General features: G+C 57.9%; 14 protein-coding genes. 10 read left to right on the top strand and 4 right to left on the bottom strand.

Annotated features, from left to right (window positions below; genetic code table 11):
- Window positions 1-570: 570 nt before the first annotated feature.
- Window positions 571-1,374: an effector protein NopP gene (locus tag WN73_RS13085; protein ID WP_271553145.1), complete on the bottom strand. Its 804-nt coding sequence runs from the start codon at window positions 1,372-1,374 to the stop codon at window positions 571-573.
- 950 nt (window positions 1,375-2,324) lie between these two features.
- Window positions 2,325-2,513, bottom strand: a complete 189-nt coding sequence (locus WN73_RS13090) for a hypothetical protein (RefSeq protein WP_245570233.1) — start codon at window positions 2,511-2,513, stop codon at window positions 2,325-2,327.
- A 1,314-nt stretch (window positions 2,514-3,827) separates the two neighbouring features.
- Between WN73_RS13090 and WN73_RS13095 the strand changes: the two genes are divergently transcribed.
- The gene (locus tag WN73_RS13095) at window positions 3,828-4,115 is read left to right on the top strand and encodes a hypothetical protein (RefSeq protein ID WP_143279399.1); all 288 of its coding nucleotides are present in this window, start codon (window positions 3,828-3,830) and stop codon (window positions 4,113-4,115) included.
- A 382-nt stretch (window positions 4,116-4,497) separates the two neighbouring features.
- On the opposite strand, the gene WN73_RS13100 is transcribed toward WN73_RS13095, so the two are convergent.
- Entirely contained in the window at window positions 4,498-4,725 is a 228-nt protein-coding gene (locus WN73_RS13100; RefSeq protein WP_097669773.1) for a hypothetical protein, read from the bottom strand.
- 296 nt (window positions 4,726-5,021) lie between these two features.
- On the opposite strand from WN73_RS13100, the gene WN73_RS13105 reads away from it, so the two are divergent.
- The 9 genes from WN73_RS13105 (at window position 5,022) to WN73_RS13145 (ending at window position 11,617) form a co-directional block, all read left to right on the top strand.
- On the top strand, window positions 5,022-5,405 hold the full coding sequence (locus WN73_RS13105; protein WP_271553148.1) for a hypothetical protein: 384 nt from the start codon (window positions 5,022-5,024) through the stop codon (window positions 5,403-5,405).
- Window positions 5,406-5,590: 185 nt separating this feature from the next.
- Complete coding sequence (locus WN73_RS13110) at window positions 5,591-6,007, top strand: hypothetical protein (protein WP_143279400.1); 417 nt, start codon at window positions 5,591-5,593, stop codon at window positions 6,005-6,007.
- A 146-nt stretch (window positions 6,008-6,153) separates the two neighbouring features.
- Window positions 6,154-6,414: a hypothetical protein gene (locus tag WN73_RS13115; protein ID WP_143279401.1), complete on the top strand. Its 261-nt coding sequence runs from the start codon at window positions 6,154-6,156 to the stop codon at window positions 6,412-6,414.
- Between the two features lie 104 nt (window positions 6,415-6,518).
- Window positions 6,519-6,647 carry a hypothetical protein gene (locus WN73_RS13120; protein ID WP_143279402.1) on the top strand — a complete coding sequence of 43 codons (129 nt, stop codon included), beginning with the start codon at window positions 6,519-6,521 and terminating at the stop codon, window positions 6,645-6,647.
- A gap of 351 nt (window positions 6,648-6,998) precedes the next feature.
- The gene (locus tag WN73_RS13125; RefSeq protein WP_245570228.1) at window positions 6,999-7,928 is read left to right on the top strand and encodes a PAS domain S-box protein; all 930 of its coding nucleotides are present in this window, start codon (window positions 6,999-7,001) and stop codon (window positions 7,926-7,928) included.
- Complete coding sequence (locus tag WN73_RS13130; RefSeq protein ID WP_245570229.1) at window positions 7,901-8,176, top strand: ATP-binding protein; 276 nt, start codon at window positions 7,901-7,903, stop codon at window positions 8,174-8,176. The genes WN73_RS13125 and WN73_RS13130 overlap by 28 nt, the downstream gene beginning before the upstream one ends.
- Complete coding sequence (gene fixJ, locus WN73_RS13135) at window positions 8,173-8,778, top strand: response regulator FixJ (RefSeq protein ID WP_097669776.1); 606 nt, start codon at window positions 8,173-8,175, stop codon at window positions 8,776-8,778. Before WN73_RS13130 ends, fixJ begins: the two co-directional genes overlap by 4 nt.
- A gap of 1,932 nt (window positions 8,779-10,710) precedes the next feature.
- Window positions 10,711-10,833, top strand: coding sequence for a hypothetical protein (locus WN73_RS13140; protein ID WP_245570234.1), 123 nt, complete (start codon window positions 10,711-10,713; stop codon window positions 10,831-10,833).
- A 154-nt stretch (window positions 10,834-10,987) separates the two neighbouring features.
- Window positions 10,988-11,617 (top strand): hemerythrin domain-containing protein, encoded by a 630-nt coding sequence (locus WN73_RS13145; protein WP_097669777.1) that lies wholly within the window; start codon window positions 10,988-10,990, stop codon window positions 11,615-11,617.
- A 1,446-nt stretch (window positions 11,618-13,063) separates the two neighbouring features.
- Here WN73_RS13145 and WN73_RS13150 read toward each other — a convergent pair.
- The coding region (locus tag WN73_RS13150; protein ID WP_271553156.1) for a hypothetical protein at window positions 13,064-13,404 on the bottom strand (341 nt) is incomplete at its 5' end.

Below are 13,404 nucleotides of genomic sequence, written 5' to 3' on the forward strand. Positions count from 1 at the left end.
TCATCGCAATGGACTTCCACCATCTATTCCTTGCCGGTCTCCCGGCGCACCCAAAGTAGTGTTAGGGCGCGGATTCATTAAGGCGCAGCCATAGCCTGACTGACGCGAGTTGAACGAAGGCAAGGTAGTTGTCCTGACATCTGCTCCATTTTGATCTTCGCATCCAATGCCGGCGAGCCCGGGTGGATGGTCTCGTTACTCGATGAGTTGGCCCGACACTTCTCGAGATTACCGCCTACGAAGAAAACGGCCAACGAAGACCCTCCTCACCCAGGCAACCCGGAAAGATCCCGAGCCATTCTGATGGCGAGGACACAATGACGCTGGCGCCTGCCATAGGCAATCCGCTCCTCCCGCCCGGGCGGGAGTCGAAAACTCCGGCTGGAAGCCGGAGTTTTCTTTGTGCTATTATAGGCACCAGCTCTCGTAAACCGCCGCCAGTACAGTGCACCTCACGGCTTGAGCCGAATTGGCTTGGGCTTCGTTCCGTCCAAGGCTCGATCGTAAGCCGCAGGTGTCGGTTGGTCTGCGCTCCTGCTCCACCTCAAATGGATTGGTAGAGATCTCACGTCACATGAAGTCTCCATCCGAGTCGGATTCTGATGAAGGTTCATCATCGCTCGACGCTTTGGAGAGATACATCGAAGAATTGGTTGCGCGCTGCCATTCACCATCCCTATATCTCCACTGGCTGGACTGGGTGGGATCAAGTACCATATCATCGGGATCCACATGAACGAAGCCCAGTTGTTCTGCACGGGCTCTCGCTTCGTCATTGGCAGGACGCCAGTTCACTAGCGGCCGTTCGCCGTCTTGCCGTAGTTGGTGCTCGAGCAGAATATCGCCGGCGTTACCGACGAGCGGATGTGCAACCTGAAAATCCACGATTGATGTGACATCAGTCCGTCCGGGAAACAGTTCTCGCCACCGCTGGCTGGTGAACTCAGTCGCCATAGGAAATCCGGCTTCCGTTCTTTGGAGGCCGACGCTCGTATTTCCTAGTTGGTAGCTGTAATATCGCGCGGCATCGGAATCCCTTCGGATCGCGAAACTTCTGGCGGTATCCGCGGTGCGATTAGCTCTTTCGGATACAAATTCTGAGTATTCCTGCGGATTGTTGGCGATACGATCGATTTCTTCACCATGAAAGCTCCTCACCCGCTCCCGGAATTCGGCCCGGTTGATCTCAATAACGGGAGGTCTTGAGTTGAGGTAATAACTCGGCTGCGAGGATGAGCTGGCACCCGAGTCCTGCAATCCCATTCTACGGAACGCGTCCGCAAAATCGTCGGCATTCCTGTGCTCCGGGGAGCTAGCGTAATGATACTCATCGTAGGATGGAACATGCGACGTATTGTTAACTCGATCGTCCATGACGACCACACTCCTATGGCGATTGCATTGTGTTTCAGGTCGTTAGACCGGACTCCGCAGATAAGCAGCTTAGCTGTCCGTAAGCTGACGCCGAGAAATTAACGGAAAACTAGGTGTTTGGCCCCGGCATTTCTGCAGCGGATTGAGTTTGAATCGTTCCGGCTTGGAAGTTCAATCCTGAATCCAAACAGACCCTAGCTAGTCCACGTCGAGCCGATTCCAGATAGTGGCACGTGTGCCTCTGTGAGCGCGATCGTTCGGCTGGCAGCATCTCTCGGTTCTGCACGCCGCTTGGCGGAGAAAAAGTCTCACGGATCAATCATCGCCGCGGTGAGCGTGCCGTGGCTGACGGAGCGCAAGTACCTCGGTCATTCGGCTGTTGGCGGCTGGTCCCGCTGCATACGTTGAGGCGCCCGACCCGGACATCATCATGAGGCGCTACGCGACCTCGGAAAGAACCATGACCCCAGCTGGCATCAAAGGTTCAACTATAGACCGGTCCGATGCCTGACTAACCATCATACCTCAGCCGCACCGGCGCCGTGGCTCCATCGGCACGAGCGCTACCGTCGTGCCGTTGGCGAGATCAAAAGGAAAGCTTGACAACAAACCGCAATTAAAAGTTTTTCTTGAACAATCAACGGCGCCGAGCGCCCTGCGAGACAATTTCCAGCCGGGAAATCTTCGAGACAGGGCTGTGGCTAAGACGATGTCTTCACTCGCGATCATAAATCGCAAGCGGTCTTCGCCGTCGAAACCGTCTTCCAAGAAACTTCATCAAAGATGAGGAGGCGCTGGAGCCCGTTCCGCGACATTGGGAGGCCATCCAGCACGTGCGTGAAAAACGTCTCAGCGCGGATCGGCAAAGCTGATGTGCGACAAAATTTCTATGGCCATAGAGGGCGGCCCGCGAGCCGCCCTACCGCGCCAGTAGCCAGCGCTGCTGAAAATTACCGCTGATGTCCGAGTCCGATTCCGAGATTTAAGGCCTTCTGGCGTAGCGCACCGACACTGCGTTTGGTCATTTTTGCTATTTTTATGACCGGGGTCCGAGCCTTCGAGTGGACTTTGAGCTCTTTGATATCTGCCTTCGTCCACTCGCGCCGCTTAACGCGATTCTTGGTTGCTTTTTTCACGATGAATGTTCCTTTTGAGAGGAGCGGCTTGTAACATAGTTTTTTCTGAGCGACACCGCAAAAAAGAGGCAATCATAGGAACTCGCGCCAGGATATAAGCTCGGTCATGTTTTCCGAAGACAAGGAGTCTGGACTAGTGCAGCTGTGGAATTGTAAACTTCGTACAGACGCCGTGTTGAGAGGCTTCTTGAATGCGGCCCCCAATCGACGCCTTTCTATTCGAAGCTGAGCACGTAAACGAACATGTTCTGGAATGAGCGAGCCAAGCGCGATGAACCTGAACAGCTCCAACTCGGGGCAATCGACTCAAGGAAAAGCTCCAATACTTATCCTGAGGAAGCCGCAGCGCCGTGCGGCCGCTTTTCAAAAGAAACCTTGCTCCTTAACCCTAATGAAGGGAGATACCCGTTGCCGTCGACGCGGTAAGCAAGGTTCTCGACGGCATCCTGCCCAGAGTGTTTCGAAGAATGGATCAGCGTAGATCGCCGCGTTGGCTACGCGTGTGACGAGGTCTCAACTGCCGCCTTCGACCTATTTGAGATCAAACTACGTCGGTGGTAACCGCGCTGTTGGACATCTTGGCGAATGAGATCGCTCACTGAGCGCACCGCCCGCTTCTTTCGCTTCCAATTGCCGTCCAATCCCGCGGGGATCGCAAAGCCTCGCGGAACGACCAAAAGATCGTGTCTTCCGTTCAAATAAATATCGAACATGCCGTCCCTCGTTTGACACGAGCGTAGATCGCCGGCTCATCCATTTGGTGACATCGAAGCAACAGTCGTTTAAAGACTCTACGCGAGTTTTTTCCGGATTTCGCCCGCACTTGAGCGTGCATACCGCAGAGCGCACCACGATATCGAGTGCACCAAAGGAACACAGAGCGGAGGCTCTGGCCCGCATTGGCGCGAACAGGCTGTAACAAGCGCCGCAGGGCCTAACCGGTGTCCATCAGTGACGCCGCTCTGGCGGGGCTGAGACGGCAGAATGTAGTCACCAAGGCGTCGGCCCCGATTCCGCGACCACCATCGCCGGTACGAAGCCCGTTGATGGGCGGCATCCTTCGGCTCGGGACGAAACGACCGTCGCCATCGCAGCAGCAATGAGCGCGAAACGCCATATCGCCGCGACCTGACGCGGCGCCTGTAAGCTCTCCAGAACCATCTTGAGCTTCTCGTCCTCGGACCAGCGCCGCCGTCGGCCTGTGTCCACTACTTCGAGCCGTTCGACTTGGGCACCGCGCCTATCACGGAGGGGTGGACACCCCCTCACAGCTTCCCTGGGCAAGGTGGCGGTGCATGATTCGAAAAGGATGTTCCCATGTCAGGAGTTGGTACAATTGAATTGGATCTTGCGAAATACGTGTTTCAGGTACATGGCTCGGGTGTTTCAGCAGCCGTGATCTTCCGCAAGCAGCTGCGACGAGATAAGGTACTCAAGTTTTTTGCCACCCAGTCGGCCTCTACGGTTGCCATGGAAGCCTTGGCGAGCAGCCATCATTGGGGCGAGAGATCGCAAAATTGGGGCATCAGATTCGCCTCATTGCATTGGCCTTCTTTGAAAGCCGGCTTGCTCAGGAGTCAAGATTTTCGGCGAGGAACTGATTGAACGCGATCAATCGCGAAAGCGCAGCGGGAGGATATCTCACGACCGAACGCGCAGGGCCTTTTCGTTTGGGCAGTCTTTGAGCGGATTTGCATGGTTCTGCCTCTCGAGGTCGGCGGCGCAGCGGGTCTTGGCCTGAGGCAGGCCGCACACCCGCTGCAGATCGCGCAATACGTCTCCATGTGGCAGCAAGCGCATTCTCGAAAAAACCGGCAAGTCGAGGCGCTTGCTTAAGACTTCAGGAGAGTCCGGTTTTTGCGCCATGGTTCGAAAGGCGGATGTGGCAGATTGAGCTCACGTGCGATCGCATCGATGTCCTGATCACGCCTAGATTCACAGATTGACCCCACACTTCAAGTTGCAGGCTTCCCTGGCCAAAACCAAGCTACCCTCCCCATGCCGACGGCAATGCAGGCGGAGCGCGAAGCTCTATCACATCGGCGAAGACTGTCCAATCGCGGACACTCTTTTGCTTGCAGAAATCGGTCTCCGCCTGCTCTGCAGCAGCACTCAGCGAGGCGGCATCGACCTTGAACGCTGCCTGACAGGCACGATGTTCGTGGCCGGTATCGTCACGAACGGTCTTAATGAACCGAACGTTAAATGAAGGCATGACAGCCTCTTCCTGTGGGTTTACTCATCCACCATTCTGCCATTCGCGCCACAAGAGTATTTGATCTGCCTCAAGCAGCATCCCCAAGAGGTTGTCCGCTCCTCCGATCGAAATAAGGTCGAGACTTGGGTAACGCGGCGCGAGCGCTCCCGTCGGCCCGCAAACCCCGCAATAGCTCTCTGTGCAGCTTGGCGGACCGCACTCTGTTTTGAGCCGACGGACAGCGCCTTCTGGTCTGCTCATGCCCTCGACCGACAAAATTGAGTCGATGATCGAGGAACGTCTCGAAGAGACGATTGAGAACAGCATGCACCGTCACGCCCGAGATGCCGGCTATTGATCTCTATCGATCCCATACTCAACCGCTGGCAATATCGAACCTCGAGCCGCCGCGAACTTTGCACGCGATACTTGGTCTCACGAGGCATCGCCGCAAATACCGGGTCATTGGCCAATCACCGGGTAGAGCCATTTCTGACGCGCGCCGGCCGCCGGGGGCTATCGACGGCGAAACCTACGCGCACGTGATCATGGCCAATGAGGCGAACCGCCTCGATCTCGGTCCTGACGGTCCACCCTGCCGCCGCGACAGCAAAGCCGATGATCAGGCTTGTCACAGCCAGCGTTTCGATAAGCCCAAGGTTCAGGACTTCCGCGCGAAAGCCTATGGCTGGGATTAGCCCCGGCAAGGCTACCGACAATGCGAGGCGAGCGATCAAATTACCATCTGCTTGCCGGCTATCGCAGCATTGAGGACAAATGCTGTCGTGGCCCATCCGCGTGCGGTGCGCCTCAAATCAACCCTGCTACACGCTGGCGTGTCGCGGACCAACGCGACGCTCTGGCGGATCGCACGAGTTGTGACATGTCGCCTGCCAACGCGGGCCTGTCCGGCTCGCAGCGGCCGCTCGGGCTCGGCCATTCTGGACGCGCATCAGCTCCTTTTTTGACCTGTATCAATTACTGCGACGGCTGCCTACTGATACAAGTGATCTTCCAGTCCAAGGTCAGACACATGGCAGACAGAAAGACTTGGCGCCCCATCATCTTTTCATGTCCAGATACCGGCGACCTAGTTCAAGGACTGCTGCCGGACGCACCCGAACCGTGTGCCGATGACCTGCACCCGATAGCCTGCGTCGCTTGCGATGGCGCACTTCATCGACCTGCGGACCGGCGCGCGATGATCGGTGCCGAGCGCATCATCCGAATGGCGTCAAGCGATTTCCGGCATCTTCCCATTCTAGCTTGGGATGCCGCCCGCTCGCAAGGGCGCGGCTGAAGTCATCATAACCCAACGCCCCACGCTGACGCCGTGGGACAAGGAGATTCCTCACCAACGAAGGATGTTTCGACATGACGGACATTTGTCCCGCCGCGGGCCAAGTTGCGGGAGCGGCAGTCCAGTTTAACTTCTGCAGAACAGCGATGAATACCAACCGCCGAAGGCTCGAGCTGATCCAGATCGATTCGACCGAAGCCCGGGAGTTGTTTCGCAGCGCCAATCCTAATATTTCGGTCGGTGAGCGGATCAGGTCCCGGCACGATAGGTGCCACGGCGCCGCGGCCGATAAAACCCCGGTCACGGCTGACGCGATCGAGACCACGCGCCGCCTGGGCAATATTGGGCTGAGCCTGTTCGCACGGCGGCCAAGCGATCGCTTCCTTAGTGCCCAGAAGGTTGCCTGAATTTGTCAGCCCGCAGCGATGAACCCCGTTCAGGATCTAATGGCGACCTGACCTGGGAGCTACTCGAAACGGCGCCGCCCTTTGCTCGAGATTTGGAGATTGCCGTGATCGAGGGTAACACCATTCACCGGGTGGTCTTTCCTTGCCGCCGGATCTTCGGCGGCTGGATCAAGGCCAAGACCGGAGAACACGTCACCGTGCAGCCGACGCACTGGCGCATCTGGCCGAGATAGCTGCGGCCATCCTGCACAATAGATTGGCGTGAGTTGAGACGCGGACTGCCTCCGGTGGCCTCTCGGGGGAAACAATGTAAAGTCGATCGAATGAGAGGGGCTGCGAGGAAACATGCCGGACCACATCTGGTACCGCTATGGCACTGCCGCGGCCGTCGCCGGGCTGGCTCTCGTACTGCGCCCAGCGCTAAATCGGTATCGTCCGGACCGCACGTTCACGATCATCTACCTTCCAGTGGTCGTTTTTGCCGCTCTCGCCGCGGCCGCGGACGGACCAACTTCGCTACCGTGCCCTGCCTCATCATCAGCGTGGCCTTTCTTGCGAAAGGCCTCATCACCGATTCCGCAAACATGATCAATATCGCGGAATTCGCGGTACTTGGCCCCCTCCTTGGCTTCATGGGCAATCGGCTGCGGCGGGAATCAGAGCAGGCGCGGTATAGGCTAGCCCTTCTGCAGTTGATCCTGAACACCGTGCCGGAAGCCATGATCGTGATTGACGAGAAGGGCATCATTCGCTCGTTCAGCGCCGCGGCAGTGCGTTTATTTAGTTGCTCTCCGGACGAAGTCGTCGGAACGAATGTATCCAGGTTGCTGCCGGAGCCCTGCCGCGCCGAGCATGACCACCACATCGAACGTTATCTGAGCAATGGCGAGCGGCACATCATCGGCATCGGCCGCATCGTGGTCGGTGAACGGAGCGACAACTCGACCTTTCCGATGGAGCTTGCCGTCGGTGAGGCCAAAGTGCGCGGCGAACGGTTCTTCGGTTTCATCCCAAATCTCACCGAACGGCGAGCGCAGAAACGGCGCTTGCAAGAGCTGCATTCTGAACTCGTGCACGTGTCGCGGCTGACCGCCATGGGTGAGATGGCATCGTCTATTGCCCATGAGATCAACCGGCCGCTCTCCGCAATTACAAACTACATGCGCGGCACAAAGGCTCTGCTGGCGCCCGACAAGCCGGACGCCAATCGCATTGCTGGCGCACTCGAACACGGCGCCCAACTGGCTCTGCGCGCCAACGCTGTCATCAAGCGCCTGCGGGAATTCGTTGCCAAGGGCGAGACGGAGCACACGGCGGAGAATCCGCTCACGCTCCTTGAAGAGGCTGTGGCTTTGCCCCTAGTCGGCGCCAAAGTGCAAGCCGGGCGCGTGGCCATCCGCAGCGACCGCAATCTGCCATCAATGATTGTCGACAAGATCCAGATCCAGCAGGTCGCGCTGCACCTGATACGCAATGCAATCGAGCCATGGCTTCCTGCCCGCGCCGCGAATTGACCGTTGAACTTGCCAAGGTCGACAGGTTTGCCGTTGCTGATAAGGGCCCCGGCACCAGCCCTGATATCGCCGACCGCTTGTTCCAGCCCTTTGTCACGACCAAAGAGCATGGCATGGGTGTGCGGCTATCAATCTGCCGGACGATCATCGAGTCACATGGCGGCCACATTGTCCCGGAAGCGAATTCGGGCGGCGGCACGATCTTTCAGTTCACCGCGCCATTTGCGGAGCTTAGTGAAGAGACATGATTGGCCAGCGCATTCTTGTGATCGACGATGACGCGGCGATGCGGGAATCGCTCGCGTTTCTGCTTGATGTTAACGGTTTCTACGTAGCAACCTATGAGACGGCGACCGCCTTTCTCAATGACGTCGCGAGCGGTCCGGTTGACTGCATTGTGTCAGACATCCGCATGCCCGGTATGAGCGGTCTCGAACTGGTCCGCAAAGTGAAGGCCGATCGCGTCGACTGCCCCGTCGTCCTGATAACTGGTCATGGCGACGTATCGCTCGCAGTCGAAGCGATGAAAGCGGGTGCGGTCGACTTCATCGAGAAGCCGTTCGAGGAGGAGGTGCTATTGCGTGCGATCAATAGTGCTTTGGAAGCGCGGCCAACAAGGCAAGTCGATGACGCAGCGAAACTACAGGCGGAAGCCCGCCTCGCGGAACTCTCGTCGCGCGAGCGTGACGTCCTGCAGGGACTATTAGCCGGCAAGATTAACAAGGTGATCGCCCATGATCTCGGCATCAGTCCCCGGACAGTCGAGGTTTACCGTGCGAACCTCATGGCCAAGATCAATGTCCGCAGCATGTCCGAGTTGATGCGGATCGCCATTACCGCGGGACTCTAGCAGCAGCGCAAATGGCGCGAATGGCTGATTCCTGCATTCAAGCTGCGCAGTGCAGACGACGAACGGAGGGTTTTCCGGGCGCACGGCACCGAGCCGATCATGTTTTCGGTGACGGCTCCCGATGCAACACGGAGAACGGCATAGTTCGGCAATATATTGGTCCATCCTCCAACGGAGCTCCCGGTGCGGGCTGCAGTAAACAATTCGATTTCCTTCGCATATTGGGCACGGGTGCGCATTTTGACGCTATGGCGATCGGTTACGAGAGGACCATCATTCGGTGATTGCGCTAGGCTGGTCGGCAGTCACTTCGGTGTTCGAAATCAAACGGTCGCGTGCGTTGGAGCGGGCCGAAGCGGCACTTCGGGTCTTTGATCTGCGGGCACGGAACCGCCGGCATACCAGCGCACTGAGTGGGGTTCCGGCCGAGGCGCGCCGGATTATCTGCACGAGCGCGCGGGTCTACGACCTAGCCATCGTCACGCAACCTCCATCGCCAGGCCGGCGACCCTGTTTTTACCAACCATACATCTTCCATGGTGCTTTTTTTCGATCAGACGAATCGGGATTTGCTCGGGCGGCAGGTGCCGTGCGGCCCGCGCGTTGCACGACCCGATGCCGCTGCTATGTAAAGCAGACGCCCTCACCATCGTCGCGACCGCCGCTCCGGACAAGGTCCCGCCGGAAAGTTCCACCGCCTGTCTGGGTTAGTACCTTGCAAAGCCAGGACTTACTGCAAAGGTCGTCTCACTCCCGACATCCCGGTCAGCGCAGCGCGCCCGCCTATCGCTTGCGGCGGACGAAAGCCTCGACCTGCTGGTGATGGGCGGATACGGCCGCCCTCGGCGGTATCGCGGGAGATATGCTTCGTGCAATCTACCATCCCAGTCCTGATGTCACAATGAGGGCAAGAATTTCAGATACGGTCAAAAGGCCGTCGCAATCGGCGCAATGGCGACGCCAGGCGCGCATCAGGAACAGGAGTGCCGTCTGTCCGGAGCCCTCACGGTTCGCCGGCGCTCCATCGACGAGGTGCGGCCGAGCCCACCGGTGATGCCCCGAGCTTAGCTTCAAGCCAGGCCAGTCACGATTTCCTCCGGCTTCAAAAACGCGGGAGAGTCGGCAAGGCCGGCCGTTGCGCCAGGTCAATATGTCACGCGAGCCAAGCACTATGATCCGGGTGGGCCCCAACTCGGTCCACAGGCGCAAGTATCGCATGATCATCAAGCACGTCGACCACGTCGGCCTGCGTACATCGATCAGGATGCTGTCAATATCCGCCTCGTCACCTCCGCGGCCGACCGATGCTGACGAGCATCAGAGTCAAGGCGAGCGAACAAGACTTCCTGCGGCGAGCCGAAAGTGGCGGTGGACGCCCGCGTTCGACTTGGCTGGCGCTCTTCACGGGTGCGGCCGTGCGCTTCCGACTGTTCCCATGGTCGCGGCCGACGAAGCCAGCATGCAGCTTCCTAATCCGATTTGAGCATGTTTGAGCAACCAAGGGACCGCGCCGCGGCGCGCATACGAGATGCCCTCCTCACGGGACTTACGTGTAAATACTTAGGGGCTTCTACCTAGGGAAAACATCCAAATTCCCCAGTTCGTCAAGAGCAGTCAATCTGACTCCCATCGCCGCGAGGCCGGAGCAAGCCATATCTCTTCGGCCGGATCGATTTTTGAGGCACAGCTGCTGATGGTGAAGCGTACCGCCCTCATTGTTCGCGCCACTCATGAGAGGGAGCTAACATGGGAGCTGTGGGACGCGATGGCGCTTGAGCTCCGCCGCTTTCACGAACATATGATGCTCCTGATCAGCAGCGCTGAAGACCGGATCGTCGCCTTCCTGCTCGATATGTCTCGCCGCGCTATGAAGAACGCTGCCATCGAACTGCCCAGTCACGGCAGGAGGTCGTCGATTATCTTGACTTCACGATCGAACCGGTGTCGCGCACCTTTACCCAACTTGAGCAGAATGGCGTGATCGCCCTGCCGACATCACGCCGACTGGAGCTTCGTACAGATTGCCCAGGAGCTTTGTGCAAAAACCTAGGTTAAGTTGATTTATGCCAGCTCGAATTGAAGCGCGCTACGTTTTTGCGTCGAACAGCGCTGACAAATTGCAGCGCAGAAGGACACCGAATTCGGCTTAGGCGATCTGGCAAATGGCAGAAACGTGTCCAGCCTACATTGTTCCTCTAGGAGTATGGCAATGATCATCGATCTTTTGGTTCGAGAGCATCGCAATATTGATCTGCTTCTGGTCGCTCTTCAACGCGAATTGGAGATTTTTGAGAAAGGGATCCGTCCCGACTATGAGGTCATTCGCGCGATTATCAGCTATTTCGAGGTTTACCCGGAGGTGTACCATCATCCACAGGAAGACTTGATTTTTTCGAAGCTCAAGGTTCGCGATCCGGATGCGGCTGCAATCGTCGGCGATCTCGCGCTTGAACACCAGGAAGTCGTCGACCGTTTGCATCACTTCGCTCAAGCTATTGATGCCATCCTCGCGGATCGTGAAGTCCTTCGGCAAAACGTCGGCAATATCGTACGCGACTTTATAGTACGCGAGCGGCACCACATGATGTGGGAAGAACGAGATTTCTTTCCCGCCGCCCTGAAGGCTCTCTCGGCTCAGGATTGGACCGAAATCGCCTCCGCCCTCACCGATGATGGAGATCCGCTATTCAGCGAGACAGCGACAGCGACTTCCGATGCACTAAGAGCGCATATTTTGCAATTGGAGCAAGAAGCTGAGGCCGAACGGAGCTCGGTCGCGTTGTCGTCCGCCAAGGCCGGCAACCCGCGACACGGCGCCGAGACGGATGGGGCGTATTGACCGCTGCCGTTTCACAGCAGGAAGTGGACCTCATGCTTGGGGGTGCTCACCGGCGCGCAGGCTGCCGTACTGCGAATATGGCTTCGGCGCAATATTCGCTTCCTCGACCACCGGTGCAAACGGCATGGCCGAACTTCCTGAGGTTTTGTTCCGGCACGTTCCACACTGGGACCGTTGCAGGTTCGGCATGCGCAGTAATATCGCACTAAACGGACGCCTCTCATTTCCGCCGACCGATAAGGACGGACGATTGCGGCCTCGGGGGCGGCGAAACACTCCCATTCCTTCCCCGCCCGGCATGCTCTGAATCATCCTGGTTCGGCTCACTGGACGCCAACTGCCACGTCCCGGTACGTTCAGCACGAACAGCAAGGCGTTGGGTGTCGATCGCCTCGCCCAGTTCTAGCGGGATTGGATCACAACGAGCTGTGGGGCTCCGCATCGTAAGGATGCTCATTCCCGGCGTGTGACCGCTTCATCGGAATCCAAGATACGATGTATGCCGCGTGCAGCATGCCCTACCAATTGCGCTGTGGAGTGGCCATAGCCATCAGCAAGACAGATATTTTGAGGCAGCGCAAAGCTTCTCCGGGCGTGTCCGATAATCGGACCCAGAAAGCAAGAAAGGCATCCGAATGCGACCGGACCTGGCACAATCCTAAGGGCAGCATCGCCTACCGCGCTACACCAGCTATCTGACGTCCCCGCATTTCTCAGCGTCAGTTCGCGAATTGGACCATCAAGCGTGGCTCAAGTCCTTGGGCGGGCGGCAATCCGCCTCGATCTACGTGCACCTGCATTTGGTCGAAGCATGTGCTGATACAGCGGCTGCCAGACGTCAGTCACGAAACGCGGCGAGCCGATCGCGACTATGCCTTCGGTCGATCGGTCACGCCGCGCCCGCGTCGGCCGGATCAATTTCGACCTGCTCTATGGCCTGTCCCGGCAGACAGTAAGCCTATATGCCTGGACAGCCAAATGCCTCGAGTTGCATCGGACCGGTTTGCCGCCTTTGGTACGCGCACATTCCTCCATTCAAAAAGCACCAACGCAAGATCGACGAATTCACTCTGCCGGACAGTGTCGAGCGCTACCCCCATTCGAAACGATCGCGGAAGCTTTAGTTGATGCTGGATACGTACGCATCGGCATCGATCACTTTGCTCTGCCGCACGAAAGTCTTGCCCGGGCGAGGCAGAAAGGCAGGCTGAAGAGCAACTTCCAGGGCTATACTGACCATTGCGCGGACGCCCTCATTGGTCTCGGCGCGGGCGCCATCGGGCGCATGCAACAAGGGTTCGCGCGAACGCTGTCTCGGCAAAGGACTACCTTGCTCTCATCACCGAGGATCGGCTCGCCACCGCAAAGGGCTATTTGCTGACGGATGAGGATCGCTTTCGCGCCGAGATCATCGAGCAAATCATGTGCGACATGGCAGTCGATCTCTCAGAGACATCCCGTCGTCACGGTCTGGATCCGAAGTTCGCCGTCGTCGATCGTTCTCGAATAGACAGCCTTATTGCAGATGGGGTCGTGCTGATTGACGATGCCCGGCTTTCCGTAGCTGATGGCGCAGAGTTCCGGTTCCTGGTCCGCAGCGTCGCATCGTCGTTCGACGCTCATCTTCCTCGGTGCGGGGCTACACACAGTCCGGCGGTCTAAACCGGCTGCGCCGAGCCGAGTCGTGTCGGGTTCGAGATCGCCATCACTTAACTGGCCTATTTTTGGCGCAGGACCACACTCACTTCTGAGTAGCACCCTATTGGCACCCGCCACCTTCAAGTTCG

The sequence above is a fragment of the Bradyrhizobium sp. CCBAU 45394 genome, assembly GCF_028128655.1.
GTDB classification, from domain to species: domain Bacteria; phylum Pseudomonadota; class Alphaproteobacteria; order Rhizobiales; family Xanthobacteraceae; genus Bradyrhizobium; species Bradyrhizobium diazoefficiens.

Excerpts from the sequence above, each read along its gene's own strand:
- WN73_RS13085 (WP_271553145.1), bottom strand. The coding sequence starts at position 1,374 with ATGGACGATCGAGTTAACAATACGTCGCATGTTCCATCCTACGATGAG.
- WN73_RS13095 (WP_143279399.1), top strand. The coding sequence starts at position 3,828 with ATGTCAGGAGTTGGTACAATTGAATTGGATCTTGCGAAATACGTGTTT.
- WN73_RS13100 (WP_097669773.1), bottom strand. The coding sequence starts at position 4,725 with ATGCCTTCATTTAACGTTCGGTTCATTAAGACCGTTCGTGACGATACC.
- WN73_RS13110 (WP_143279400.1), top strand. The coding sequence starts at position 5,591 with ATGTCGCCTGCCAACGCGGGCCTGTCCGGCTCGCAGCGGCCGCTCGGG.
- WN73_RS13115 (WP_143279401.1), top strand. The coding sequence starts at position 6,154 with ATGAATACCAACCGCCGAAGGCTCGAGCTGATCCAGATCGATTCGACC.
- WN73_RS13125 (WP_245570228.1), top strand. The coding sequence starts at position 6,999 with ATGATCAATATCGCGGAATTCGCGGTACTTGGCCCCCTCCTTGGCTTC.
- WN73_RS13130 (WP_245570229.1), top strand. The coding sequence starts at position 7,901 with ATGGCTTCCTGCCCGCGCCGCGAATTGACCGTTGAACTTGCCAAGGTC.
- fixJ (WP_097669776.1), top strand. The coding sequence starts at position 8,173 with ATGATTGGCCAGCGCATTCTTGTGATCGACGATGACGCGGCGATGCGG.
- WN73_RS13145 (WP_097669777.1), top strand. The coding sequence starts at position 10,988 with ATGATCATCGATCTTTTGGTTCGAGAGCATCGCAATATTGATCTGCTT.